This window comes from Sphingomonas sp. CFBP 13733, assembly GCF_014841795.1.
Taxonomy (GTDB): domain Bacteria; phylum Pseudomonadota; class Alphaproteobacteria; order Sphingomonadales; family Sphingomonadaceae; genus Sphingomonas; species Sphingomonas aerolata.
Genome location: NZ_JACYUP010000001.1, coordinates 900,984 through 924,942, shown reverse-complemented (window position 1 = coordinate 924,942; position 23,959 = coordinate 900,984). Strand labels below are relative to the sequence as shown.

21 protein-coding genes are annotated in these 23,959 nt (G+C 68.0%); 10 read left to right on the top strand and 11 right to left on the bottom strand.

The genetic code is table 11. The features are described from left to right. The first annotated feature begins 10 nt into the window (after window positions 1-10). The 6 genes from IFT71_RS03920 (at window position 11) to IFT71_RS03895 (ending at window position 8,722) form a co-directional block, all read left to right on the top strand. Entirely contained in the window at window positions 11-1,099 is a 1,089-nt protein-coding gene (locus tag IFT71_RS03920) for a Gfo/Idh/MocA family protein (RefSeq protein WP_274602296.1), read from the top strand. A gap of 72 nt (window positions 1,100-1,171) precedes the next feature. Continuing rightward, window positions 1,172-1,471, top strand: a complete 300-nt coding sequence (locus tag IFT71_RS03915; protein WP_031394383.1) for a putative quinol monooxygenase — start codon at window positions 1,172-1,174, stop codon at window positions 1,469-1,471. A gap of 108 nt (window positions 1,472-1,579) precedes the next feature. Continuing rightward, window positions 1,580-2,095 carry an RNA polymerase sigma factor gene (locus tag IFT71_RS03910; protein ID WP_056407618.1) on the top strand — a complete coding sequence of 172 codons (516 nt, stop codon included), beginning with the start codon at window positions 1,580-1,582 and terminating at the stop codon, window positions 2,093-2,095. Window positions 2,096-2,131: 36 nt separating this feature from the next. Continuing rightward, window positions 2,132-3,067, top strand: coding sequence for a FecR family protein (locus tag IFT71_RS03905; protein WP_192139162.1), 936 nt, complete (start codon window positions 2,132-2,134; stop codon window positions 3,065-3,067). Continuing rightward, the gene (locus tag IFT71_RS03900; protein WP_342212586.1) at window positions 3,064-5,445 is read left to right on the top strand and encodes a TonB-dependent receptor; all 2,382 of its coding nucleotides are present in this window, start codon (window positions 3,064-3,066) and stop codon (window positions 5,443-5,445) included. Before IFT71_RS03905 ends, IFT71_RS03900 begins: the two co-directional genes overlap by 4 nt. 79 nt (window positions 5,446-5,524) lie before the next feature. Beyond that, window positions 5,525-8,722: an autotransporter outer membrane beta-barrel domain-containing protein gene (locus IFT71_RS03895; protein ID WP_192139161.1), complete on the top strand. Its 3,198-nt coding sequence runs from the start codon at window positions 5,525-5,527 to the stop codon at window positions 8,720-8,722. A 24-nt stretch (window positions 8,723-8,746) separates the two neighbouring features. Here IFT71_RS03895 and moaC read toward each other — a convergent pair whose 3' ends face one another. The 4 genes from moaC to IFT71_RS03875 are packed head-to-tail and all read right to left on the bottom strand — an operon-like array spanning window position 8,747 to window position 11,592. Continuing rightward, window positions 8,747-9,220, bottom strand: coding sequence for a cyclic pyranopterin monophosphate synthase MoaC (moaC, locus tag IFT71_RS03890; RefSeq protein WP_031396379.1), 474 nt, complete (start codon window positions 9,218-9,220; stop codon window positions 8,747-8,749). Further along, entirely contained in the window at window positions 9,217-9,993 is a 777-nt protein-coding gene (trpC, locus tag IFT71_RS03885) for an indole-3-glycerol phosphate synthase TrpC (RefSeq protein WP_031440383.1), read from the bottom strand. Before trpC ends, moaC begins: the two co-directional genes overlap by 4 nt. Window position 9,994: 1 nt before the next feature. Continuing rightward, window positions 9,995-10,987 (bottom strand): anthranilate phosphoribosyltransferase, encoded by a 993-nt coding sequence (gene trpD / locus IFT71_RS03880; protein ID WP_192139160.1) that lies wholly within the window; start codon window positions 10,985-10,987, stop codon window positions 9,995-9,997. Continuing rightward, on the bottom strand, window positions 10,984-11,592 hold the full coding sequence (locus IFT71_RS03875; protein WP_192139159.1) for an anthranilate synthase component II: 609 nt from the start codon (window positions 11,590-11,592) through the stop codon (window positions 10,984-10,986). The genes trpD and IFT71_RS03875 overlap by 4 nt, the downstream gene beginning before the upstream one ends. Before the next feature lie 167 nt (window positions 11,593-11,759). On the opposite strand from IFT71_RS03875, the gene IFT71_RS03870 reads away from it, so the two are divergent. Beyond that, window positions 11,760-12,170 carry a hypothetical protein gene (locus IFT71_RS03870; protein WP_031440380.1) on the top strand — a complete coding sequence of 137 codons (411 nt, stop codon included), beginning with the start codon at window positions 11,760-11,762 and terminating at the stop codon, window positions 12,168-12,170. An 88-nt stretch (window positions 12,171-12,258) separates the two neighbouring features. Here IFT71_RS03870 and IFT71_RS03865 read toward each other — a convergent pair whose 3' ends face one another. Next, complete coding sequence (locus IFT71_RS03865; RefSeq protein ID WP_192139158.1) at window positions 12,259-13,764, bottom strand: chorismate-binding protein; 1,506 nt, start codon at window positions 13,762-13,764, stop codon at window positions 12,259-12,261. Further along, window positions 13,748-15,691: a peptidylprolyl isomerase gene (locus IFT71_RS03860; protein ID WP_192139157.1), complete on the bottom strand. Its 1,944-nt coding sequence runs from the start codon at window positions 15,689-15,691 to the stop codon at window positions 13,748-13,750. Before IFT71_RS03860 ends, IFT71_RS03865 begins: the two co-directional genes overlap by 17 nt. 118 nt (window positions 15,692-15,809) lie before the next feature. Between IFT71_RS03860 and tpiA the strand changes: the two genes are divergently transcribed. Next, window positions 15,810-16,565, top strand: coding sequence for a triose-phosphate isomerase (gene tpiA, locus IFT71_RS03855; protein WP_192139156.1), 756 nt, complete (start codon window positions 15,810-15,812; stop codon window positions 16,563-16,565). 54 nt (window positions 16,566-16,619) lie between these two features. Here the strand turns inward: tpiA and IFT71_RS03850 are convergent, their stop codons facing one another. Then, window positions 16,620-18,008 carry a leucyl aminopeptidase family protein gene (locus IFT71_RS03850; RefSeq protein WP_192139155.1) on the bottom strand — a complete coding sequence of 463 codons (1,389 nt, stop codon included), beginning with the start codon at window positions 18,006-18,008 and terminating at the stop codon, window positions 16,620-16,622. A gap of 10 nt (window positions 18,009-18,018) precedes the next feature. Then, window positions 18,019-19,413, bottom strand: coding sequence for a serine hydrolase domain-containing protein (locus IFT71_RS03845; protein ID WP_192139154.1), 1,395 nt, complete (start codon window positions 19,411-19,413; stop codon window positions 18,019-18,021). A 161-nt stretch (window positions 19,414-19,574) separates the two neighbouring features. Here IFT71_RS03845 and IFT71_RS03840 point away from each other — a divergent pair, with 161 nt between their 5' ends. Then, window positions 19,575-19,721 (top strand): lmo0937 family membrane protein, encoded by a 147-nt coding sequence (locus tag IFT71_RS03840; protein WP_107045915.1) that lies wholly within the window; start codon window positions 19,575-19,577, stop codon window positions 19,719-19,721. A 78-nt stretch (window positions 19,722-19,799) separates the two neighbouring features. Here IFT71_RS03840 and rimO read toward each other — a convergent pair whose 3' ends face one another. Beyond that, window positions 19,800-21,128, bottom strand: coding sequence for a 30S ribosomal protein S12 methylthiotransferase RimO (gene rimO, locus IFT71_RS03835; protein WP_192139153.1), 1,329 nt, complete (start codon window positions 21,126-21,128; stop codon window positions 19,800-19,802). A 96-nt stretch (window positions 21,129-21,224) separates the two neighbouring features. Between rimO and IFT71_RS03830 the strand changes: the two genes are divergently transcribed. After that, window positions 21,225-22,322 carry an anhydro-N-acetylmuramic acid kinase gene (locus IFT71_RS03830; RefSeq protein WP_192139152.1) on the top strand — a complete coding sequence of 366 codons (1,098 nt, stop codon included), beginning with the start codon at window positions 21,225-21,227 and terminating at the stop codon, window positions 22,320-22,322. A 57-nt stretch (window positions 22,323-22,379) separates the two neighbouring features. Here IFT71_RS03830 and IFT71_RS03825 read toward each other — a convergent pair whose 3' ends face one another. Continuing rightward, window positions 22,380-22,688 carry a hypothetical protein gene (locus IFT71_RS03825; protein WP_056676217.1) on the bottom strand — a complete coding sequence of 103 codons (309 nt, stop codon included), beginning with the start codon at window positions 22,686-22,688 and terminating at the stop codon, window positions 22,380-22,382. Between the two features lie 83 nt (window positions 22,689-22,771). Continuing rightward, on the bottom strand, window positions 22,772-23,950 hold the full coding sequence (locus tag IFT71_RS03820) for a vWA domain-containing protein (protein ID WP_192139151.1): 1,179 nt from the start codon (window positions 23,948-23,950) through the stop codon (window positions 22,772-22,774). Window positions 23,951-23,959: the final 9 nt, after the last annotated feature.

Sequence of the window (23,959 nt, the reverse complement as noted above, 5' to 3'; positions counted from 1 at the left end):
GATAGACAGCTTGGTAGCCACGATCAGATACGGTGTCGTCGGAACGGGCATGATGGGCGTCGAACACATTCGCAACCTGGCGATCCTGCCCGGTGCAGAGATCGTCGCGATCGCGGATCCGGTCGCGACCTCGATCGACTGGGCGACCGAGGCGCTCGGCGACCAGGCCGATGGCGTCGCGCGGTTCGACTCGGTCGAGTCGTTTGCGAAGCGCGCCGATGTCGATGCGATCGTCATCGCGTCGCCGAACAACACCCACCGCGATGTGCTCGAGCAGCTATTCGCGATGGACGCCGCGATCCTGTGCGAGAAGCCGCTGGCGACGACGATCGACGATGCGCGGTGGATCGTCGAGCGTGCCGCCGCACACGCCAAGCCGTTCTGGACCGGGATGGAGTATCGCTTCATGCCGCCCGCAGCCGCCTTTATCGAGCAGGTCCAGGCGGGCCGGGTCGGCCGGTTGCAGATGCTGTCGATCCGCGAGCACCGCTTTCCCTTCCTGCCCAAGGTCGGCGACTGGAACCGGTTTTCCCGGAACACCGGCGGGACGATGGTCGAGAAATGCTGTCACTTCTTCGATCTGATGCGGCTGATCGTCGGGTCGGAAGCGGTGCGCGTCCATTGCTCGGGCGCGATGGACGTGAACCATCTCGACGAACTTTATGACGGCGAGCGCCCGGACATCATCGACAACAGCTATACGACGGTCGATTTCGCGAACGGCGTGCGGGCGATGCTCGATCTCAGCATGTTCGCCGATGGTGCGGAGAATCAGGAGGAGATGTCGGCGACGGGCGATGCGGCGCGGCTCGACGTGCTGATTCCTGCAGGCGAACTCGTCTATTCGCCACGGGTCGGATTTCTCAACCCCAAGGCGGTCGAGCGCAGTCATGTCTCGGTCGATCCGGCGGCCCGGGCCGCAGGCTCGCACGAAGGCGCAACCTATTATCAGCACGCCGCTTTTGCCGCCGCCGTGCGCGGCGAGGGACCGGTACAGGTCACCGCGGAGGATGGCCTGCGCGCGGTCGCGATCGGTACCGCGGCGGAGATCAGCGCGCGCGAGCACCGGGTCGTGACGATGGCGGAACTGGGCGTCTGACATGGTCGCGGGGTTGCGCGCCATCCGCGGCGCGCGCACAGGCTGTGGCGAAATCACGCCCAGGAGGTCGATATGCCCGTGAAGGTCATTGCGTTCGTTTCCGTCAAGCCCGGCCATGAGGAGGCGTTCATCGACGCCGCCCGCATCTGCGCCGCGGCGTCGCGGAATGAACCGGGGGTGCTCCACTACGACCTGTGGCGCGAGGCCGATGGCGACCGGCGTTTCGTGTTCAACGAGCTGTATGTCGACGATGCCGCGGTTCAGGCGCACATGGCGTCCGACCATTTCAAGGCGCTGGGCGTAGCCTCGCGCGATCTCGCCGCCGCGCGACCGACGATCATCGCGACGCATCCGGTCGACGTTGCAGGCTGAGGCAACACCGGGCCCGCGACGCGCGCATCCGTGAGGGGCTAGCGCTCGCCGCCTGCGGCCGAGCATCCGCCATGGTCGTGACGTTTTCTCTTACGGTATAGGCGACGGATGGACACGCAGGGTCTGGAGGCCGTCTTCCTCGCCAACCGCGATACGCTGCTCCGCTTTCTGTCGGCGCATGGCGCGGGGGATGCGGCGGAAGACCTTTTGCACGAGCTCTGGATCCGCGTGCGAACGCCGCGCGGCGGGCCGATCGCGGCGCCGCTAGCCTATCTGTACCGCGCGGCGCACAATCTCATGCTCGACCGTCATCGCGCGGTCCGGCAGGCCGCCCGACGCGATAATGACTGGAGCGACGCGGTCGGCGCCACGGTCGCGGGCCAGTCCGATGCGCCATCGGGTGAGCGCGTGCTGATCGCGCGCGAAGAGGCGCGGATGGCAGCGCGCGCGCTGGAGGCGGTCGGCGAACGTGCCGCGGCGGTGTTTCGCCGCCACCGGATCGACGGGATCGCCCAACGTGCGATCGCGGACGAGATGGGCGTGAGCCTCAGCACCGTCGAAAGTGATCTGCGGCAAGCCTATCGTGCGATGATCGCGTTGAAAGGGCGGCTCGATGAGGTTTGAGGCGAACGTCTCCGTCAAGCCAGTCAGGAGGCCATGATGGCGCAGGACGACACCGCATTGGACGCACAGGCGCTCGACTGGATCGTGCGGACGGGCGATCCCGCATTCGACGACTGGCCCGGCTTCATGGCTTGGATGGAGGCGGACCCGACGCATGCCACGCGCTATCATGCGCTGAGCGCCGCGATCGATGATGGCGTCGCACTGGTGCGCGCGCCGCAGGCGGGTGCGGTGGCGCCGCCGATGGCCAGCCCGTCACGACGTGCGCCGAAGCGGATAGGACGGTGGGCCGGTGGGGCGATCGCCGCATCGCTGGCGGTCGTCGCCGGCTTTTCGGTCTATGAGCGCCGCCCCCAACCCTATGCCGTCGAGGCGGCGGCGGGGGCCGCGCGGACGATCCTCCTTGCCGAGGGAAGCCGGATCATGCTGGCCGGCGGGTCCCGCGTGACGATCGATCGACGTGACGCGCGCATCGCGACGCTCGATCGTGGCGAGGCGATGTTCGTCGTCGCGCATGATGCGGCGGATCCGTTCGAGGTCCTGGTCGGCGAGACGCGGCTGGTCGATGTCGGCACGGCCTTCGACGTCAAGCGGACCAGCGACGGCATGCGCGTTGCCGTGTCCGAAGGTGCGGTTGACTATGATCCGGGTCCGAACGCGATCCGGATGACGGCGGGGCAGGGTGTGGTGGCCACGCGCGGCGGTGTGATGCGGATCACGGTCGATGCCACGGCGGTCGGATCGTGGCGCGAGGGGCGGCTGGCGTTCGAAAATACGCCAATGACCGAAGTCGCGGACGATCTGTCGCGAACACTGGGCATCACGATCACGGTGGCGCCGGACGTCGCCAATCGCCGCGTCCGTGCGACGATCGCCACGGCCGGGCTCGCGCGTGATCCCATGCCGCTCGCCGTGCTGCTCGACGTGACGATGCGGCGGTCCGCACAGGGTTGGACGATGTCGGCACGGTGATCCGGCGGGGCGGGGTCTTTGTCGTTGCGGTGGCGATCGCCGGGCTGACCGCTGCGTCGGCTGCGGCGGGGCCGGTGTCGCTCGACCTTCGCGCGGGCCGGCTGGGCGACTCCGTCCTGGCACTGGGGCGGCAGGCGGGGGTCAGCATCGCCGTCGACGACCCGGTCCTGTGGGCACGCCCCGTCCCCGCGATCCGGGGACGCTTCACGGCGCGGCAGGCGCTCGCAAAGCTCGCACGGTCGACGGGGTCGACGATACGGTCCGCAGGGGCTGGGGGGTGGCGTCTGGTCGCGCGTGCCGCGCCGCCACGTGCGGCACAGCGCCGGCTTCCGGGGGCGACCGCGAATGCTGCGTCGGCAGTACCGACCATCGCAGGGGCCGATATCATCGTCGCCGCGAGCAAGCGGGACACCCGGCTGCGCGATTTCGCCGGGCAGGTCGCGCACCTCGATGGAATCGACCTGGCGCTTGGCGGCGCGGGGGGCAGCGACGCGGTGCTGGCGCGGCTGGCGAGCGTGTCGTCGACGCATCTCGGTGCGGGGCGCAACAAGCTGTTCATTCGAGGCATCGCGGACTCAAGCTTCACCGGGCCGACGCAGACGACTGTCGGCCAGTATCTCGGCGACATCCGGCTCAGCTACAACGCGCCCGATCCCGACCTGCGGCTCTACGATATCGCCTCGGTCGAGGTGCTCGAGGGGCCACAGGGCACGCTGTACGGCGCAGGATCGCTCGGTGGCATCATCCGCACCGTTCCCAATGCGCCGGTGATCGACGACACGACGGCCGCCATCGCGACGGGCGTGTCCGCGACGACGCATGGCGACCCCGGCGGCGACATCGGCGCGACGCTCAACCTGCCCGTGATGGAGGGCCGGATGGCGCTGCGCATCGTGGGCTATGCGGTGACGGAGGGCGGGTATATTGACAACCCGACGCTCGGGCAGAGCGACGTGAACCGCACCCGCATCGCCGGCTGGCGGGGTACGCTGCGCGTCGATCTGGGGCGCAACTGGACGCTCGATCTGGGCGGCGTGTACCAGCGGACCCGCGGCGACGACAGCCAGTATACCGATCGCGATGCCCCGCCCCGCACGCGGAACAGTGCCGTCGTGCAGGGCTTCGGTGCGGACTACCGGATGGGTGATCTGGTCGTGTCGGGCACGCTTGGCGGACTGATGCTGCGATCGTCGACGGCGATCGTGGGGCAGACGCTGACGGAACGCTATGACGCCACCATGGTGAACGGCGATCCGCGGCTGTTCGTGCAGCGCAACGCGACCGCGATGGTGACCAACGAGACCCGGTTGTGGCGGCCGATGCGCGCCGGCTTCGGCTGGGTGGTGGGCGGCAGCTTCACGCACAACCGTACGCGGCTGTCGCGCGCACTCGGCGCAGTCGACGCACCGGTGCCCGTGACGGGCGTCACCAACCGGATCGACGAGGCGACGCTCTATGGCGAGGCCAGCGTCGCGCTGTTCCCCGGATTGATCGCGACCGGCGGCGCGCGCGTGACACGGGCCGCGCTGTCGGGGACGGGCCAAGATCTGGCGGAGGCCCTCGCCCCGGTCACGCTGGCAAGGGCGCAGGTCACCGCCAGTCGTCGCGAGACCAGCCTGTTGCCTTCCGGATCGCTGATCGCAACCGTGCTGCCGCGGCTGTCGCTCTATGCCCGATACCAGCAGGGGTTCCGGCCCGGCGGCTTGGCGATCGAGAGCGACTTCGTCCGGCGGTTCCGCAACGACCGGGTCCGCACGATCGAAAGCGGCATACGGTTCGGGCAGAGCGGGATTGATCCGGTATCCGTGTCGGCCGGGCTGTCACATACGCTGTGGGACGATATCCAGGCGGACTTCATCGACGGGTCGGGGCTGCCGAGCACTGCCAATATCGGCAACGGCCGGATCTGGTCGGCAAGCGCGGCGGCCGCCTGGCGACCGGTCGCCGGGCTCACGATCGACGCCGGGCTGACCTATAACGACAGCCGGGTGACCGAACCCAGCCAGGCCTATGTCCTGGCAGTCGCGCGCATGAGCCAGGTTCCCAATATCGCCCGGTTCGCAGGGCGGCTGGGGCTCGACTATAGCCGGCCGCTCCGCGGTGACCTCGATCTGCGGGTTTATGGCTGGGCGCGTTATGTCGGCCGCTCCCGGCTCGGTATCGGCCCGGTGCTCGGGGAGGAGCAGGGCGATTATCTCGATACCGCGCTGACAATGCGCGTCGGCCGGCCGACACTCGGCTTCACGCTCGGCGTAACCAATCTGACGGATGGCACCGGCAATCGCTTCGCGCTGGGCACGCCGTTCCAGATCGGCAGCGGCCAGATCACGCCGTTGCGTCCCCGCACGTTGCGCCTCGGGATAGACGCGGCATTCTGAAAAGCTGCGCAGCCCGGCAAGGCTGCGCGGCAATGGTTCCGTCCTGTGTTCGAAACATATTCGAAAAGGGACCTGGTTCATGCGTCGTATCCTGCTTGCCTCTACCTGCCTGATGGCGGTCGTTCCGGCCCACGCGCAGACCACGATCGAGACCAAGCGCACCGATGCGGTGCGGACCTCGACCGTGAAGGCCGGGGCGCCGGATGCGATCCGGATCACGGCCGCGGGATCGGTGACCCCTGCCGGCGGCACGGCGGTGACGATCGACAGCGTGCACGCCGTCACCAACGAAGGCACCGTCCAGATCACCAATGCGGACAATGCGACGAGCATTCTCGCGGTGGCGGGGACCGGCGGCGGCATCACGAACAGCGGCAAGATCATCGTCGACGAGACCTATGAAGCGACCGACGTCGACAAGGATGGCGATCTCGATGGGCCCTTCGCGGCGGGCAGCGGCCGGACCGGCATCCGCACCGCGGGCGCCTATAGTGGTGCCATCACCAACACGGGCGCGATCACGGTCGAAGGGAACGAGTCCGCAGGGATCTGGCTCGGCGGCCCGCTGTCCGGCGCGCTCAAGACCGAGGGCACGGTTGCGGTGACGGGGACGAACGTCGTCGGCGTGCGGACGGGGGACATTACCGGCAACGTCCGGCTCGCCGGAACGGTCGCGGCGATCGGGCAGGGGGCCGTGGCGGTGCGGCTCGACGGCGCGATCACCGGCGCACTGGTGGTGCAGGGTGCGCTCGGCGCAACCGGCTACCGTACCACGACCGCGCCGGCGGATCCGTCGAAGCTCGATGCCGACGACCTGTTGCAGGGCGGCTCGGCACTGGTCGTCGCGGGCAACGTGTCGGGCGGGATCATCTTCGCGGTGCCGCCAAAGGATGCCAGCACGACCGACAATGACGAGGACAAGGACGGGATCGACGACAGCAAGGAAGGATCGGCGTCGGTGACCGCCTATGGTGCGGCGCCCGCGGTCCAGATCGGGTCGGCGACCAATGCGGTCGCGATCGGCGCAGTCGCGGGCAGCGGCACGAATTTCGGGCTGATCGTCGATGGCGGCATCGGTGGCAGCGGTGTCTATGCGGGTATCACCGCGACCGGCCTCTCGATCGGCGGCCTTGGTGGCAGCGTGTCGATCGCCAACGGGATCGCGGTCAACGGCACGGTCCAGGCACAGGCCAATGGGGCGAGTGCGACCGCGATCCGGATCGGCAGCGGCACGACGACTCCCGAACTGCGCAATGCCGGGACGATCGCGGCGGCGGGCGGCGGCACGACCGCATCGCTGTCGAGCGCGGTCCTGATCGAGGCGGGCGCGACGGTCGGCACGATCCGCAACAGCGGGACGATCAAGGCGAGCGCACAGGCGGCCGATGGCAGCGCCACCGCGATCCTCGACCGGTCCGGCCGGGTGACGCTGGTGGAGAATAGCGGGGCGATCACCGCAAGCGGTGCACTCGCGACGTCGGAGCGCAACGTCGCGATCGACCTGTCCGCAACGACGGCGGGCGCAACCGTCCGCCAGACCGCGGTCGCGGCGGGCGTCACGGCGCCGAGCATCGTCGGCGACGTCCGCTTCGGTACGGGGAACGACGTTTTCGAGATCGCCGATGGCACCGTGTCGGGCACGACCCGGTTCGGCGGCGGCGCAAACCGTCTCGCGCTGTCGGGCGACGCAGCCTATGCGGGGACGGCGCTCTTCGGCACCGGCAATGACGCGATGGCGCTTGCCGGTACCGCGGTGTTCAGCGGCGCGGCGGATTTCGGTGGCGGGGCGGACACGCTGACCATTGGCGGGACGTCGCGCTTTTCGGGCACGCTCGCCAACAGCGGCGGGCTGGCGGTGACGGTCGCAGGCGGTACGCTCGACCTGACCAAGGCGACGACGATCGCGTCGCTGGCGATGGGTTCGGGCAGCGTGCTCGCGGTGACGCTGGACAAGACCGGGGGGACGGGGACGTCGATCACCGTCGCCGGGGTGGCATCGTTCGAGAAGGACACCAAGCTCGCGCTCAAGCTCGCCAGCATCACCGGTGCGGAAGGGCGGTACACGGTCCTGCGCGCGGGGAGCCTGACCGGCGCGGCAAACCTGACCGCCTCGACCACGCTGTTGCCGTTCCTGTACAAGGGGAACGTCGCGACGGGCACTGGCAACGACGTTGCGATCGACATCGTCCGCAAGACTACGGTCGAACTCGGCCTCAACCGCTCGCAGACCTCCGCCTACAACGCAGTCTATGCGGCGCTCGGCACCGACGCCAAGGTCGGCCAGGCGTTCCTGAACATCAATGACGGCGACGTATTTCGCGGTTCGCTGCGCCAGATGCTTCCGGATCATGCCGGCGGGACGTTCGAGACCGTGACCATGGGCTCGCGCGCCACCGCCCGGGTGATCGCCGACCCGCACGGCCCGTTCAAGGACGAGGGGCAGTGGGGCTATTGGGTCAGCCAGGTCGGCTGGGGCACGTCGAAGAGCATCGGCGATACCGGCGGCTATGACGTGACCGGCTGGGGCGTCTCGGGCGGGGCCGAATACAAGACCGGGCTGGGCAATATCGGTGCGTCGCTCGCCTATCTCAGCGGCCGCGATGCCGATGAGGGGACCAGCAACGAAGTCAGTTCCAATCAGTATGAGCTCGCGGCCTATTGGCGTGGGCACTGGGGCGGGCTGAACGCCAATGCCCGCGCCTCGGGTGCCAGGATCGGTTTTGACGGGGTACGGCGTTTCGCCGGCACCGCAGGGACCGAGGCGGTCCAGCGCGTATCGAGCGCGGACTGGAACGGCACGCTCTACTCGGCATCGGGCGGCCTGTCCTATGATGCCGATCTGGGCAATATCTCGTTCCGGCCGATCATCGCGGTCGATTATTACAAGCTGAAGGAGGACGGCTATAGCGAAACCGGGGGCGGCACCGCGATCGATCTGGTCGTCCAGTCGCGCAGCAGCGACGAACTGGCGGTCACCGGCAGCGCGGCGCTGGGTCTCGATCTCGGGGAGCAGAACCAGGACGCAGGCTGGTTCCGCTTCGAGCTTGAGGGCGGACGACGCGAGCTCGTTGGCGGGGGGCTGGGTGCGACGACCGCGGCCTTTGCCGGCGGGACCGCGTTCACGCTGACACCCGAGGAGCGGACCAGCGGCTGGGTCGGCAAGCTGCGCGCGGTCGGCGGCAATGCGGCGTTCCGCTTCGGCGGCGAATTCCTTGCCGAGGAGCAGCAGGGACGCGCCGCGTTGTCGCTGCGCGCAAGCCTGCAGATCGGGCTGTAACGACGGAAGACTGGTCTGCCCGCGTCAGCGCGGTGCAGACCAGTCCCCGGATTTCCCGCCGCGCTTTTCGAGCAGGCGGATCCCGTCGATCTCCATCGCCTTGTCGATCGCCTTAGCCATGTCGTAGACCGTCAGCAGTGCAACGCCGACCGCGGTGAGCGCCTCCATCTCGACGCCGGTCTTGCCGTCGGTCGCGACGGTTGCGGTCGCGGTGACACCGCTGTCGTCGACGTCGAGGTCGAGCGTGATCTTGGTCAGCGGCAGCGGGTGGCACAGAGGGATCAGATCACTGGTCCGCTTGGCGGCCATGATCCCCGCAACGCGGGCGACGGCGATGACGTCACCCTTCTTGGCCGAGCCCTCGGCGATCGCGCGCGCGGCCTCGGCCGACATGGTGATCCGGCCGGTCGCGACGGCCTCGCGTGCGGTCGGCGTCTTGCCGCCGACATCGACCATCCGCGCGGCACCCGCCGCATCGACATGCGTCAGCTGGCTCATCCGACCAGCGCCCGCGTCGCGGCCTCGACATCGTCCTGGCGCATAAGCGCTTCCCCGATCAGGAAGCACCGGATCCCGCGCTCGGCCATCGCGTCGAGGTCGGCGCGCGTCGTCAGCCCGCTTTCGGCAACAAAGGTACAGTCGCGCGGGGCCTTGTCGACCAGATCGTAGGTCCGTTGGAAATCGACCGTGAAGTCGCGCAGGTCGCGGTTGTTGACCCCGATCAGCCGCGACTTGAGCTTGAGCGCGCGATCGAGTTCGTGCGCGTCGTGGATCTCGACGAGTACGTCCATCCCGCATTCGAGCGCGGAGGCCTCGATCTCCGCCATCTGGATATCGTCGAGCGCGGCGACGATGATCAGGATCGCATCGGCACCGATCGCGCGCGCCTCGGTCGCCTGCCACGGGTCGACCATGAAGTCCTTGCGCAGCACCGGAATCGACACGGCGTCACGCGCGGCGGACAGATAGGCGTCAGCGCCCTGGAACCATTTTTCGTCGGTCAGCACCGAGAGGCAGGCGGCACCGCCCGCCTCATAGGCGCGGGCATGCGCGGGGGGATCGAAATCGGCGCGGATCAGCCCCTTGGACGGACTGGCCTTCTTGACCTCGGCGACCAAGGCATAGCCCGACTTCGCATCGAGCGCAGCGCGGAAGCCGCGCGGCGCGGACATGCGGGCGATGCCGGCGTCGATGTCCGACAGCGATGTGGTGGCCTTGCGCGCGGCGACTTCGGCGCGCTTGGTCTCGAGGATACGGTCGAGCATGGTCATGTCAGTAGTCGATCCAGCGGTCGAGCAGCGCGTCGGCGCTGCCGGTGTCGAGGGCGGTGGCGGCCAGCGCCGCGCCCGCGACAAGGGTGGGGACGGTCCCGGCGACCATCAAGGCCGCGGCGGCGTTGAGCAGGACGGCGTCGCGGTAGGCGCCCGCCTCGCCCTTCAGCAGGCGGCGGAGCGCCTCTGCATTATGGGCGGCATCACCGCCGCGAATTGCCGTGATCGCATGCCGCGGCAACGCTGCATCGTCGGGCGTGACGCGCGCGGGAAGCACGACGTCTCCAATGGACGCAACGACGCTGGGGCCCGCGCCGGACAGTTCGTCGAGCCCTTCCTCGCCGGAGACGACGAGTGCGGCCTGGGTGCCGAGCTGGGCGAGGGCATCGGCGTAGAGCGGGACATAATCGGGCCGCGCGATGCCGATCAGCTGCCTTGTCGTTCTCGCCGGATTGGCGAGGGGGCCCATGAGGTTGAAGATCGTACGCCTGGCGATACGCTGACGGATCGGGGTGATCCGCCTCATCGCCGGATGGTGATTGGCGGCGAACAGGAAGGCGATGCCGATGTCGCGCAGGCTGGCCTCGGCGGTTGCGCCCGCCCGGTCCATGTCGAGGCCGAGGACTTCGAGCGTATCGGCGGCGCCGGCCTTGCTCGAGGCGGCACGGTTGCCGTGCTTGGCGACGGGGACGCCGCACGCCGCGACGACGAGCGCGACCGCGGTCGAGACGTTGAGCGTATGGTGGCCATCGCCGCCGGTGCCGCAGACGTCGATCGCACCCGGCGGCGCATCGATCGGGATCATCCGCTCACGCAGCGCACGCGCGGCCTCGGCGATCTCGATACTGGTCTCGCCACGCTCGGACATGGCGATCAGGAATGCAGCGATCGCGTCCTCGCTGGCGCGCGCGTCGAGGATATCGGCAAACGCCGCACGCGCGGTCTCGCGCGACAGCGGCGTCGTCGGATCGGGCAGGAGCACCGTGGTCGTCATCGATCGAGCCCCTCGCGCAGGCGGCCGGGCAGCTGATGCGAAATCCCCGCGAGCGTCAGGAAATTGGCGAGCATCGCGTGGCCGTGTTCGGTCGCGATGCTCTCGGGATGGAACTGCACCCCGTGGATCGGCAGCGTCGTGTGGCGGAACCCCATCACGCTGCCATCCTGCGCGGTCGCGTTTACGACCAGCGTATCGGGGACCGCGTTGACGATCAGTGAGTGATAGCGCGTCGCGATAAACGGCGAAGGCAGGCCGGCATAGAGGCCGGTGTCGTCATGGACGACCGGCGACGTCTTGCCGTGCATCAGGCCGCCACGTTCGACCTTGCCGCCGAAATGCTGCCCGATCGCCTGATGGCCGAGACAGACGCCGAGCAGCGGTTTGCCGGCATCGGCGCAGGCGGCGACGAGGTCGAGGCTGACGCCCGCTTCGGTCGGCGTGCAGGGGCCGGGGGAAATGAGAAACGCCTCCGCGCCGGACGACAGGGCCTGTCCAGCGGAGATCGCATCGTTGCGGACGACCTCCACCTCGACACCCAGTTCCATCAGATAATGGACGAGGTTCCAGGTGAAGCTGTCGTAATTGTCGACGACCAGGATCATGCGTTCGCCATAGACGAAGTCGAAGCCGGTGCAACGGGGATGCGCATCGGCGGCTGCTACACACCATGCCCGCCATAATCGCTGACGGGCTACGCGCGGGGCATGCTATTCAGCACGGAGCAACATGCGGCGGCAGACGTTGTCTGTCTGCAAGGAGTTTTCCACCAATGTTCCGTCTCACCGTCCTCGCCGCGCTGATCGCGCTTCCCGCCCTCGCTTCGGCGCAGGAGCAGACGGCCGAACAAGGCCAGCCCCCGCAGCGGATCCGCAGCGTCACGCTCGGGGCTGGGCAGAAGTGCCCGACATCGACCAATGGCGAGATCGTCGTCTGTTCGACGCTTGACCAACCCTATCGTATCCCCAAGGAACTGCGCGATACCGCACCGATCGCCGCGCAGAACCAGAGCTGGGTCAACCGGGCTGCGACCGTTGACCAGGTCGGCCGCGTCGCGGGCGGGTTGCCGGACACCTGTTCGCCGGTCGGTACAGGCGGACAGTCGGGATGTGCGCTCGCGCGTGCCCGCGCCTATTCGGCCGAGCGTCGTGCGCAGGCTGCCGGGCAGGCTATCGATCCCTGACGCCACAGCGAGCGTTATCCGGATCCTAGGCCGCGGTCGTCACCTGACGCCCGCGGCCTTTTACTGTGTTTGTCGAACGATGGCGGGATTACTGCCCGTAGGACATCCCGCCGGCGCGCGCGACCGCTTCGCGGGCGGCGGCGAGGATCGCCCCGGCCTTGGCCTCGCATTCGCGCTGTTCGGACACGGGATCGCTGTCGGCGACGATTCCCGCCCCGGCCTGTGCATGGATCATCCCGTCCTTCACGACGGCGGTCCGCAACACGATGCACGAGTCCATCGATCCGTCGGGGGAGAAATAGCCGACGCCGCCGGCATAGGCGCCCCGCCGTTCGGGTTCGAGTTCGGCAATGATCTGGCACGCCCGGACTTTGGGTGCGCCGCTGACCGTGCCGGCGGGGAACCCCGCGAACAGCGCGTCGAGCGCGTCGCTGCCGGGCGCGAGCGACCCGACGACGTTCGAGACAATGTGCATGACATGACTGTAGAATTCGACGCCGTAGCTCGCCGTGACGCGGACCGATCCCGGCGCCGATGCCCGTCCGACATCGTTGCGGCCGAGGTCGAGCAGCATCAGATGCTCGGCGCGTTCCTTCGGATCGGCGAGCAGGCTGGTCCGGTTCGCCTCGTCTTCCGCAGCACTGCGGCCCCGCGGGCGGGTCCCGGCAATCGGGCGGATCGTCACCTCGTCGTCGCGGACGCGGACGAGGATCTCGGGTGAGGATCCGATCAGCGCGAAGCCGGGAAGATCGAGGTGATAGAGGAAAGGCGACGGATTGATCCGCCGGAGCGAACGATAGAGTTCGAACGGCGGGAGCGTGAACGGCGTGCTGAAGCGCTGGGCAAGGACGACCTGAAAGATGTCCCCGGCCACGATATAGTCCTTCGCACGCGCGACCATCGCGCCGTAGCGATCCGGCGACAGCGCCGGCGTGTAGGACGGCTCGGGTGAGACCGCCCGGACCGGCGCCGGTACCGGCGTGGTCATGAGCTTCGCGGCGACGGCGTCGAGCCGCTCCTCGGCACGCGCGACGATCGTGGCGGGATCCATCGCGGGATCCGGCCAGGCGGGGGCGACCAGAAACAGCGCGTCGGCGAGCCGGTCGAAAACAAGAACCACCGAGGGACGCACGAAGATCATGTCGGGCAGGCCGAGCGGGTCGCGGTCGGGTTGCGGCAAGGCCTCGACCAGGCCGACCGTCTCATAGCCGAAATACCCGACCAGACTGGCGAGCGCGCGCGGCAGCTCTTCCGGGACGTCGCTGCGGCATTCGGCGACGAGAGCGCGCAGGGCATCGAGCGTGGGCAGCGCACAGGGTTCGAACGCCTCGCGATCGGTCGACCAGTGACGGTTGATCTCGGCACGATGACCCGCGGCACGAAACAGCAGATCGGGCGCGAGGCCGATCAGACTGTGCCGTCCACGCGTTGCGCCGCCCTCGACCGATTCGAGCAGGAAGTCGCCACGCCCCGGCTCAATGAGCTTGAGGGCGGCGGCGACCGGCGTCTCCGTGTCGGCGACCTGCCGCCGCCAGACAAGGGCGGGGCGTCCGGCGGCGAGCGCCGCGCGTGCGAGCTCAGTTATTGGAACCACCCTGTGCCAGCAGTTCGGCACGGACGCGGGCGACGGCCTTCGGATTGGTCTTCACGCCGACCTGCGCGCGGACGGCCTTGACGAACTGGTCGACATATTCGCGACCGACGCTGCGCGCGATCGAACCGCGAGCGGCCTGGATCGCCGCCTGGTTGCCGGTCGCGTTGCCGCGATCGATCTTGTCGAGTTTGACCACGAACCAGCCATCGGGGCCGGCGATCGTCTTGGCGGTACCCTGCGCCATGCTGAACATCAGGCGCAGCACGGGCGGGGTGTTTTCGGGGTTCTGCATGATCTGCGCGCGCGACGCCGTGACGGGACGCGCGGGCGGGACCGGGAAGCCCGACTGCCCCAGCGCCTGCTGCAGCGGCATACCCTTGTTGATCCGTGCCAGTGCGGCATTGGCATATTTACGGGCGGCCTGGCTGGCGCGGTCAGCCATCAGGTCGCGCATCACGGCAGGACGGACCTGTGCGAGCGGACGGGGTGCGGCGCGAACGACGCGGCCGAGCGCGACGACCGCGAAGCTGCCGTCCGACCCGGTCTGGACCATCTGCGGCGCATCGCCCTCGGCGGCCTGGAACGCGGCACTGACGATCGGCGCTAGAGCGGCGTCGGGCTGGGTGGCGGGCGCGTCGGGGTTGGTGCCGTTGGCGACGAGGCCGGGCGTGGTGATCGCGGTCAGCTTGCGGTCCGCGATGATCTCGTCGAACGTCGCATTGTCCGACAGGCCGTCGTCGATCGCGTCATGGATCTTGCCGAGCGCTGCCTGTGCCTTTTGCGCGCTGAGTGCTGTGGCGATCTCGCCCCGTGCCTGGTCGAGCGTCTTGGCGGGGACGTTCTGGATCGAATCGATGCGAGCGATCGTCCAGCCGAGCGGCGTACGGACGGGGCCGACAACCGCGGCATTCGCTGCCGCGAACACGGCATCCGCGACCTGCGGGCTGGTCGTGCCGGCATAGGCGGTCTTTTCGACACCCGTCTGGGTCGATGCCTCGAGCCCGGCGGCGCGGGCGGCATCGGCGATCGCGGTTCCGGCCTTCACCTTGGCAGCGATCGCAGCGGCGCCCGCCTGATCGGCGACGACGACCTGCGTGATCGTGCGCTTCTCCGTCGGGGCGTAGCGTGCGCGATCCTGCTGATACTGGGCAGCGATTTCGGCGTCGGTCGGGACGGCCTGCGCCTTCACCTGTGCCGCGTCGACGACGGCGTAGCGGATGACGCGGCGTTCGGGGATCGTGTAGCGCGCGACGTTGCGACGGTAGAAGGCGTTCAGTTCGGCGTCGGTCGGCGCAGGGCCGGCGGGCACCGCGGCGGTCGGGATGAAGCCGACGAGACCGCTGCGCTTCTCGAGCAGCAAGGAGGCGAAGGGGAGGGCGAGCTGGCTGGGGACCTGCGACGCGCCGCGCGTCGGCAGGATCAGCTGCTGCGCATAGGTGTCGCGGACGATATCGGCGCGAATCTGCGCGTCGGTCAGCTTTCGTTCGACCAGCACGCGCTGATACAGGGACGGATCAAACTTGCCGGTCGGGCCCTGCAGTGCGGGGATGCTGGCAATCTGCCCGTCGACCGCGCGCTTGCTGACGACCATGCCCTGCTGCCGGCCGAACTGCTCGAGCGCGAGGCTCGCCGTGATGCGGTCTAGCGTGCCGTCGAAGCCGCCTTGCTGGACATAGCTTGCCATGTCGAGCGTCGGCTGCTGCTGGCGGAACCCTTCCATCTCGGTCTGGACACGCGTGCGAAGCTCGTTCGCCGTCACGTCCGCCTTGCCGACCGTGGCGACGTCGTCCGCAGCGATGCCGCTTGTTCCGCCGCCCAACCCGGTCATGTCACCCGCCGCGAAGGCGAGTGCGATGACGCCGAGGAGGCCGAAGGTGATGATCACGCCGAACCTCGACTGGGTGAGGCGGCGGAAGAAACTGAGCATGAATGGCCGATCGACAGGGACTGAGTTCCTTCCGCTTTACGGTGCGCATCGGCGCGCTTCAAGCTTGTGCCGTTCCGTGTCGGCGCTATCCGGGACCGATGATGATCGGGAGAGTGCGATGCGGCGCAAGTTGGTAGCGGGAAACTGGAAGATGAACGGGTCGCGCGCGGCGCTGGCCGAACTCGACGCGATCGCGGCGGCGGCGGCGGCAGCGCCGGACGTCGATGTTGAAATTGCCGTGCCCTTCACGCTGATCGCCGCGGCGGCTGATCGCGCGCCGGCGCTCGCGATCGGTGCCGAGGATGTGCACGAGGCCGATTCGGGCGCGCATACGGGTTGCGTGTCGGCGGGGATGGTGAAGGAAGCGGGTGCGCGCTTCACGATCGTCGGTCATTCGGAACGCCGTGCTGACCAGCACGAAACCAGCCACGACGCCTGGGCGAAGGCGGCGGCGGCGCGGCGGCAGGGGCTGCGCGTCATCCTGTGCTGCGGCGAAACCGAGGCCGAACGCGATGCCGACCGGGCCGAACGTGTCGTGCAGGCGCAGATCGAGAAGTCGGTGCCCGACAATGCGGACGGGAGCTGGTTCACGCTGGCCTATGAGCCGCGCTGGGCGATTGGTACCGGGCGTACGCCGACCCTCGACGAGATCGCCGCGATCCATGCGATCGCGCGGGCGAAGCTGCGCATGCTGATCGGCGATGCGGCAGCGGGGGTGCGGATCCTCTATGGCGGGTCGGTGACCGGCAGCAACGCAGCCGCCATTCTGGCGACCGCGAATGTCGACGGCGCTCTGGTCGGTGGCGCGAGCCTGACTGCGGACAAGTTCGTCCCTATCATCGAGGCCGCGGCGGGCATCGACGGCGCCGGCTGATCCGCCGAGAGCGCGGCACGCCCTGTCTTCGGGCGTGCCGCGTCAGGCCTTTGGTCAAGAGGTGCCGTACCGCGTGCTCAGCATCGCGAAGGCGGCGCGCAAGGCATAGGCCTCGCCCCCCTTGGGGCGGCCGGGCTTCGCAACCGGGCGCCAGGCGAAGACGTCGAGATGCGCCCAGGCGATGCCGGGCGGCACGAAGCGGCGCAGGAACAGCGCCGCGGTGATCGCGCCGGCAAAGCCGCCATCGGGGGCGTTGACCAGATCGGCGATGTCCGACTTTAGCATGTCGTCATACCCGTTCCACAGCGGCATCCGCCAGAGCGGGTCGGCTTGTGCGTGGCTGGCGGCGATCAGTTCTGCCGCGAGCGTCTCGTCGTCGGTGAACAACGGCGGAAGATCGGGGCCGAGCGCGACCCGCGCCGCGCCCGTCAGCGTGGCGAAATCGAGGATCAGCGCGGGCCGGTGCTCGACCGCGCGGGTCAGTGCGTCGCCGAGAACGAGCCGCCCCTCGGCATCGGTATTGGTATTCTCGACCGTCATGCCCTGTCGCGTGTCGAGCACGTCGCCCGGGCGGAAGGCATTGCCGGCAATCGCGTTCTCGACCGCGGGGATGAGCAGGTGGAGACGGACGGGGAGCTTTGCGCCCATCACCAGCCCGGCCAGGGCGAGCGTGTGCGCGGCGCCGCCCATGTCCTTCTTCATCAGCCGCATGCCCGCCGACGGCTTGATGTCGAGACCGCCCGAGTCGAAGCAGACCCCCTTGCCGACCAGCGCGACGCGTGGATGTGTCGGATCGCCCCATTCGAGCTCGATCAGCCGGGGCGCGCGTGCCGCCGATGCTGCCTGGCCGACCGCGTGGATCATCGGATAGCCGCTGGCGAGCGCGTCGCCGCGCGTCGTCGTGACGGTCGCGCCATGCCGTGCGGCGAGCGCTTCGACCGCCGTCTCGAGCTCGGCGGGGCCGAGATCCGATGCGCCGGTGTTGACAAGGTCGCGGACCATTGCGGTTGCCTCGGCAAGACGGATCGTCGGCTCGATCGACGCGACTTCGCTCGTCAGCAACACGCGCGCGGGCTTGGCGGCGGGTTTGCGATAGCGATCGAACTGATGCTGTGCGAGCATCCAGCCGAGTCCGGCACCCCCCACGTCGCCCTGCGCAAGGCGGTAAGTGCCCGCGGGGAGTGAAGCACCGAGCGAGGCGATCCGCCACGGCGACGACATCGCCTCGTCACAGACGAGCAGCATCGACCATGTATCGGGGGCGTCGCCCGGGAGCACGGCACGGTCGCCCGGCTTGCCGGTCAGGCCATGGGCCGCGATCGCGGTGCGGATGCGCGGAGGCTGAGCACCGAGCCAGCTTGCAAACTCCTCCGGACGGACGACGTGGATCGGCGTGGCGGGCTGGCCGCGGTCGGGCTGAAGCAGGGAAGCGAAATCGGTCATTGCGTGCCAGTTACTGAGAGGGAGCCACGAGAAATTGTTCGTACCGGCCGTTTGCGCCGGGTTCGGCATAGGTGCTGAGCGACAGCGTGCGGTCGGGATAGGTGATGCGATAGGTGCGGTTGACGAAGCCGCCGCGCAAGCGGGCGCGGCCGGTTTGCGCAAAACCGGTCGGTTCGCCGAGCGCGCCGAGGCTCGACTTATAGTCCGCGAGCGCCACCGGCTTGAAATAGAAATTGGCGTCCTCGGTCAGGCGGCTGCGGTCGAGCGTGCCGGTGCGGAGCTGATCGTAGACTGCGCGTGCCCTGGGCAGGGCGGCGGTATCCTCTGCGTTCGCGGCGGGGGGTGGCAGGACGATCTTCGCGATGCCGCTCGAGATGCGGCCGACCGCATCGCTGAACCAGCTGTTGGTCAGCACGACGATCGCCGCCTGATCGTCGGGATACACGATGTTCTCGGACAGGAAGCCGACCGCCTCGCCGCTATGCTCGACATAGCGACGGCCGTCGGCGGTGCCGGTCGAGACGCCGAGGCCATAGCCATTGGTCGATCCGTCGGCGAGCCTGACCGGCGTCTCCTGCGCCGCCCAGTCGTCCGTGGGCAGCGTGGTGCGGGTAAGCCGCGCGACGTCCCATTTGGCGAGGTCCCGCGCACTCATCGACAGCTCGCCCGCGGCGTAGAGCCAGCCCGGCGCACTCGGCGTCTCGGGGCGGACGGGCCCGAGCGCGAAACGGCCATAGCCTTGCGGGAATGCCTTGCCGATCGCCTTGTCCTGATCGAGTGCGCGAATGTCGAGCGGCTTGAAGATGCGCTGCTGCAGGAAGTCGAGCAGCGGTTGGTTCGCGACCTTCTCGACGATCAGGCCCGCGACGACATAGCCCGTGTTGGAATATTGCCACTGCGTGCCCGGCTCGAAATCGAGCGGCTTCTTCCCCCAGCGATCGACGATCTGCTGTGGCGTGACGGGGGTGGCCATCGCCGCAAAGCTGTAATCCTGCGGCCAATAGTCCTGCAGCCCCGAGGTGTGGCTGAGCAACTGGCGGATCGTGACGCGGTCGCCGCCGGTGACGCCGGGGACATATTTCGCGACCGTATCGTCGAGGCTCAGCCCGCCCTCATCCTCGAGCAGCAGGATGGCGGCGGCGGTGAATTGCTTCGAGATCGACGCGATCTGATAGGGCAACGCCGGATCCGCCCGCGCGATCGTTTCGGACGGCTTGCCATAGGCCTTGGCGAATATGATCCGCCCGCCGCGCACGATCGCGATCGATGCGGACGGGACGCCTGTATCACGGAGCGAACCGGCGACGAGCGTATCGATCTGCGCGCTTTCCGCAGGCGTGAGCGACTGGGCGATGGCGGGCAAGGGAAGCGCGAGCGCGGCGAGCGTGAACAGGCGAAACAGCATGGTGGCATCGAAGCAGAAGGCGGGTGTCGGCGCAACGCCGCAACTTAATGTCGAGCCAGCTGAAGAGTTTAACCCATATCAGGTTAAACAGCGGAACACGCCCGTGCACGGGGACGTTTCAGCGGCATCGATCACGTCATCACAACAGATTGGGAACTGCCATGCTCTGGACCATCGCCGTCATCTTGCTCGTCCTCTGGCTTGCCGGTTTCGCCTTCCACGTCGCGGGCGGGTTGATCCACATCCTGCTGGTGATCGCGGTGATCGTGGTGCTCGTGAAGCTGTTCACCGGTCGCAACGTAGTCTGAATCCGTGAGCCCCAAGGTGCAGGCGTTTTCGCGTGCACCTTGGGGTAGTATCGTTGCGGCAAGACCGACGCAGGCGCGTCAGACCGGCACGCCGTACAGATCATGATCGTCGGCATCCTCGATCGTCACGGGTACGATATCGCCGACCGTCAGGTGACCTGCGTCGCGCAGGAAGACCTCGCCGTCGATCTCGGGCGCATCCGCCTGTGAGCGACCCGTCGCCCCCTCGTCGTCGACCACGTCGATGATCACGTCGAGCGTCCGGCCGATCTTGGCCTGCAACTTCGCAGCCGAGATCGCCGCAGTCTTTTCCATGATCCGGGCGTAGCGCTCCTCCTTGAGCGCCTCGGGCACATGATCGGGCAGCAGGTTGGCGGCCGCGCCTTCGACCGGTTCGAACCGGAACGCGCCGACGCGGTCGAGCTGCGCCTCGTCGAGCCAGTCGAGCAGATACTGGAAATCCTCCTCGGTCTCGCCGGGGAAGCCGACGACGAAGGTCGAGCGAATCGTGATGTCGGGCGCGATCTCACGCCATTTGTGAATGCGCTGGAGCACCTTGGCATCATTGCCGGGGCGCTTCATCCGGCGCAGCACCGATGGCGCGGCATGCTGGAACGGGATGTCGAGATAGGGCAGCACTAGGCCCTCAGCCATCAACGGTATGACGTGGTCGACGTGCGGATAGGGGTAAACGTAATGCAGCCGCACCCACGGCGCGATCTTGCCGAGTTCGCGCGCGAGGTCGGTCATGTGCGCACGAACCTCGCCGCCACCCTTCAATGGCCAGACCGAGTGGCGCAGGTCGACGCCATAGGCCGACGTGTCCTGGCTGATGACCAGCAGTTCCTTCGTGCCCGCGGCGACGAGCTTTTCGGCTTCGCGCAGGATCGCGTCGGGACGACGGCTGACGAGATCGCCGCGCAGGCTCGGGATGATGCAGAAGGAGCAGCGATGGTTGCAGCCTTCCGAGATCTTCAGATAGCTGTAGTGCCGCGGGGTCAGCTTGAGCCCGGCATCCGGGATCAGGTTGAGGAACGCGGACGGCGGCATCGGAGCGGCTTCGTGGACCGCGCCGACGACCTGCTCATATTCATGCGCACCGGTGATCGCGAGGACCTGCGGGAAGCGCGCGCGGATCGCCTCGGCTTCCTTGCCCATGCAGCCGGTGACGATGACGCGGCCGTTCTCGGCGATGGCTTCACCGATCGCCTCGAGGCTTTCTTCCTTCGCCGAATCGAGAAAGCCGCAGGTGTTGACGAGGACGACATCGGCGCCGGCATAGTCGGGCGACATCTGATAGCCGTCACTGCGCAGCTGGGTGAGAATCCGCTCGCTGTCGACGAGGTTCTTCGGACAGCCGAGCGAGACCATGCCGATCTTGGGCGGAGTGGGGAGTATGGTTGCCATGGGAGCCGCGCACATAGGCGCAAAGTTCGGTTTTTTCTAGGCGGTCGAGATGCGATCCGTCATGGCCGGGTCTGAGGACAGGGAAAGGGACCCAAAATGCTGGCGATTGGATTGATGTCGGGGACGTCGCTCGACGGGATCGACGCCGCGCTGATCGAGACCGATGGCGAGGCGATGGTCCGCCCCATCGCGTTCCGTGGGGAGCCCTATTCGGATGCGGCGCGCGCGGAACTGTCCGACGCGACACGTATGGCGCTGACGTTCGATCGGCCGCGCGCCAGTCCGCCGATCGTCGCCGCGGGCGATCTCATCACGCGTACGCATGTCTTCGCAGTGCACAAGCTGCTGGCGGATGCCGGTGTCGCCGCAGCGGAAGTAGACGTGATCGGGTTTCACGGACAGACGATCGCGCATCGACCCGATCGGGGCTGGACCTGGCAGATCGGCGACGGCGCGGCGATGGCACGCGCCACGGGGATCACGACGGTATCCGATTTCCGGTCGGCCGATGTGGCGGCGGGGGGGCAGGGCGCGCCGCTGCTGCCGGTCTACCATGCGGCGCTGGCGTCCACGCTCGACGGGCCGGTCGCGGTGCTGAACCTGGGCGGGGTCGGCAACATCACCTTCATTCCCGGTGCGACAAATGGCAACGACTCGCTGGTCGCGTTCGATACGGGGCCGGCGAACGGCCTGATCGACAGCTGGGTCGAGGCGGAGACGGGCGCGCGCTACGACAAGGGGGGCGCGCTGGCGGCGGCGGGGCGCGTCGACGAGACGGTACTGACGGCGATGCTCGATCACCCGTTCTTCGATGCACCGCCGCCCAAGTCGCTCGATCGCAATGACTTTACCATACAGCCGGCACGCGGACTGTCGGCGGCGGATGGTGCGGCAACGCTGACCGCATTCACCGCGCAGACGGTTGCGGATGCGGTACGGCATCTGCCCGCGCGACCCAAGCGGCTGCTAGTCGCGGGCGGTGGACGTCACAATCCGACGATGCTGGCCATGATCGCCGCGGTGACCGGGCTCGGCGTTGAGGCGACGGACGCGCTTGGGTGGAACGGCGATGCGCTGGAGGCGGAAGGGTTCGCCTATATGGCGGTGCGGACGCTCCGCGGGCTGCCGATCAGTTTTCCGGGCACAACGGGGGTGCCGGCGGCGATGATGGGCGGGATCGTTCACCCGGCCTGAGCCCGCCAAGATACAGAAGACTATGGCCCACCGTTGCCGGCGGGCCACACATTTCCCTCAGTGAGCCTTTTTCGGCTTGCCGGGCTTCTTGGGCGCGGGCTTTGGCGGGGTCTTCTTTTCCGGTGCGTCCTTTGCGCGGAGCGCAGGTGCGGCAATCGCGGCGGCAATGCCGGCGACCAGCGTGGCGCCGACCGCGATCGCGGTCTTCGGGTGCGACTTCACCGCGTCGGTGGCGGTGGCGATGCCGGCCTTTGCCGCGTCCGTCGCATCGTCCATCCAGTCGCCCTTCGCGGCGGGAGCCGGCGCGGCGTCGTCGTCATGCTTGACCTTGGCATGCGGCATGGCAGAATTCGGGATCGACGACATAAGCTATTCCTCGCACAGGGATGATGCACGCTAAACCGACCGGGTCCATGACGGTTCCGTTACGGGATCGCGCAGGCGGGGCCTTAGCGCTTGCGGGTAAGCTCACGCATCGCGTCGTCGAGACCGGCGAGAGTCAGTGGGTACATGCGGTCGGTCATCAGTTCGCGCATGATGCGGACCGATTGCGAATAGCCCCATTGCGCCTCGGGCACGGGGTTGAGCCATGCCGCAGACGGATAGGTGGTCGTCAGGCGCTGCATCCACACCGCGCCCGGCTCCTCGTTGAAATGCTCGACCGAGCCGCCGGGATGGGTGACCTCGTACGGGCTCATCGATGCGTCACCGACCAGCACCAGTTTGTAATCATGGCCGAACTTGTGGAGCACGTCCCACAAGGGCGTACGCTCGGCGAAGCGGCGCGTGTTGTCCTTCCACACGCCTTCGTACGGGCAGTTGTGGAAATAATAGAATTCGAGGTTCTTGAACTCGGTGGTCGCGGCCGAGAAGAGTTCTTCGCAAAGCTTGACGAAGGGATCCATCGATCCTCCGACATCGAGGAACAGCAGCATCTTGATCGCATTGCGGCGTTCGGCGCGCATGACGATGTCGAGATAGCCCTGACGTGCGGTACCGGCGATCGTGCCGTCGATGTCGAGTTCGTCCGCGGCCCCGTCGCGCGCGAACCGGCGCAGGCGTCGCAGCGCGATCTTGATGTTGCGCGTGCCGAGTTCGCGGGTGTTGTCGAGATTGCGGAACTCGCGCTGGTCCCAGACCTTGAGCGCGCGCTTGTGCCGGCTCTCGCCGCCAATGCGCACGCCTTCGGGGTTGTAGCCGCCATTGCCGTACGGGGAGGTGCCGCCGGTACCGACCCATTTGTTGCCGCCCTGATGGCGTCCCTGCTGTTCCTCGAGCCGCTTCTTGAGCGTCTCCATGATCTCGTCCCACGAGCCCAGTGACTGGATCGCGGCCATCTCGTCGGGGGTGAGGAATTTCTCGGCGACCGCCTTCAGCCAATCCTCGGGGATGTCGGTCGGCGTCGTGCCATAGCTCGTGGCGAGGCCGCGGAAGACCTTGGCGAAGACCTGGTCGAAGCGGTCGAGCAGCCCCTCATCCTTCACATAGACCGCGCGGGAGAGGTAGTAGAACTCCTCGGGTGTGCGCTCGATCACCTCGGCGTCGAGCGCCTCGAGCAGGAGCAGGTGCTCCTTGAGACTGGCCGGGATGCCCGCGCGGCGCAGCTCGTCGAGAAAGTTGAGAAACATCGCTCCATC

What these genes read in the sequence shown, in the direction of transcription:
- IFT71_RS03915 (WP_031394383.1), top strand. Translation starts at nt 1,172, where the DNA reads ATGCCCGTGAAGGTCATTGCGTTCGTTTCCGTCAAGCCCGGCCATGAG.
- IFT71_RS03910 (WP_056407618.1), top strand. Translation starts at nt 1,580, where the DNA reads ATGGACACGCAGGGTCTGGAGGCCGTCTTCCTCGCCAACCGCGATACG.
- IFT71_RS03905 (WP_192139162.1), top strand. Translation starts at nt 2,132, where the DNA reads ATGGCGCAGGACGACACCGCATTGGACGCACAGGCGCTCGACTGGATC.
- IFT71_RS03895 (WP_192139161.1), top strand. Translation starts at nt 5,525, where the DNA reads ATGCGTCGTATCCTGCTTGCCTCTACCTGCCTGATGGCGGTCGTTCCG.
- moaC (WP_031396379.1), bottom strand. Translation starts at nt 9,220, where the DNA reads ATGAGCCAGCTGACGCATGTCGATGCGGCGGGTGCCGCGCGGATGGTC.
- trpC (WP_031440383.1), bottom strand. Translation starts at nt 9,993, where the DNA reads ATGACCATGCTCGACCGTATCCTCGAGACCAAGCGCGCCGAAGTCGCC.
- trpD (WP_192139160.1), bottom strand. Translation starts at nt 10,987, where the DNA reads ATGACGACCACGGTGCTCCTGCCCGATCCGACGACGCCGCTGTCGCGC.
- IFT71_RS03875 (WP_192139159.1), bottom strand. Translation starts at nt 11,592, where the DNA reads ATGATCCTGGTCGTCGACAATTACGACAGCTTCACCTGGAACCTCGTC.
- IFT71_RS03870 (WP_031440380.1), top strand. Translation starts at nt 11,760, where the DNA reads ATGTTCCGTCTCACCGTCCTCGCCGCGCTGATCGCGCTTCCCGCCCTC.
- IFT71_RS03860 (WP_192139157.1), bottom strand. Translation starts at nt 15,691, where the DNA reads ATGCTCAGTTTCTTCCGCCGCCTCACCCAGTCGAGGTTCGGCGTGATC.
- tpiA (WP_192139156.1), top strand. Translation starts at nt 15,810, where the DNA reads ATGCGGCGCAAGTTGGTAGCGGGAAACTGGAAGATGAACGGGTCGCGC.
- IFT71_RS03850 (WP_192139155.1), bottom strand. Translation starts at nt 18,008, where the DNA reads ATGACCGATTTCGCTTCCCTGCTTCAGCCCGACCGCGGCCAGCCCGCC.
- IFT71_RS03845 (WP_192139154.1), bottom strand. Translation starts at nt 19,413, where the DNA reads ATGCTGTTTCGCCTGTTCACGCTCGCCGCGCTCGCGCTTCCCTTGCCC.
- IFT71_RS03840 (WP_107045915.1), top strand. Translation starts at nt 19,575, where the DNA reads ATGCTCTGGACCATCGCCGTCATCTTGCTCGTCCTCTGGCTTGCCGGT.
- rimO (WP_192139153.1), bottom strand. Translation starts at nt 21,128, where the DNA reads ATGGCAACCATACTCCCCACTCCGCCCAAGATCGGCATGGTCTCGCTC.
- IFT71_RS03830 (WP_192139152.1), top strand. Translation starts at nt 21,225, where the DNA reads ATGCTGGCGATTGGATTGATGTCGGGGACGTCGCTCGACGGGATCGAC.
- IFT71_RS03825 (WP_056676217.1), bottom strand. Translation starts at nt 22,688, where the DNA reads ATGTCGTCGATCCCGAATTCTGCCATGCCGCATGCCAAGGTCAAGCAT.
- IFT71_RS03820 (WP_192139151.1), bottom strand. Translation starts at nt 23,950, where the DNA reads ATGTTTCTCAACTTTCTCGACGAGCTGCGCCGCGCGGGCATCCCGGCC.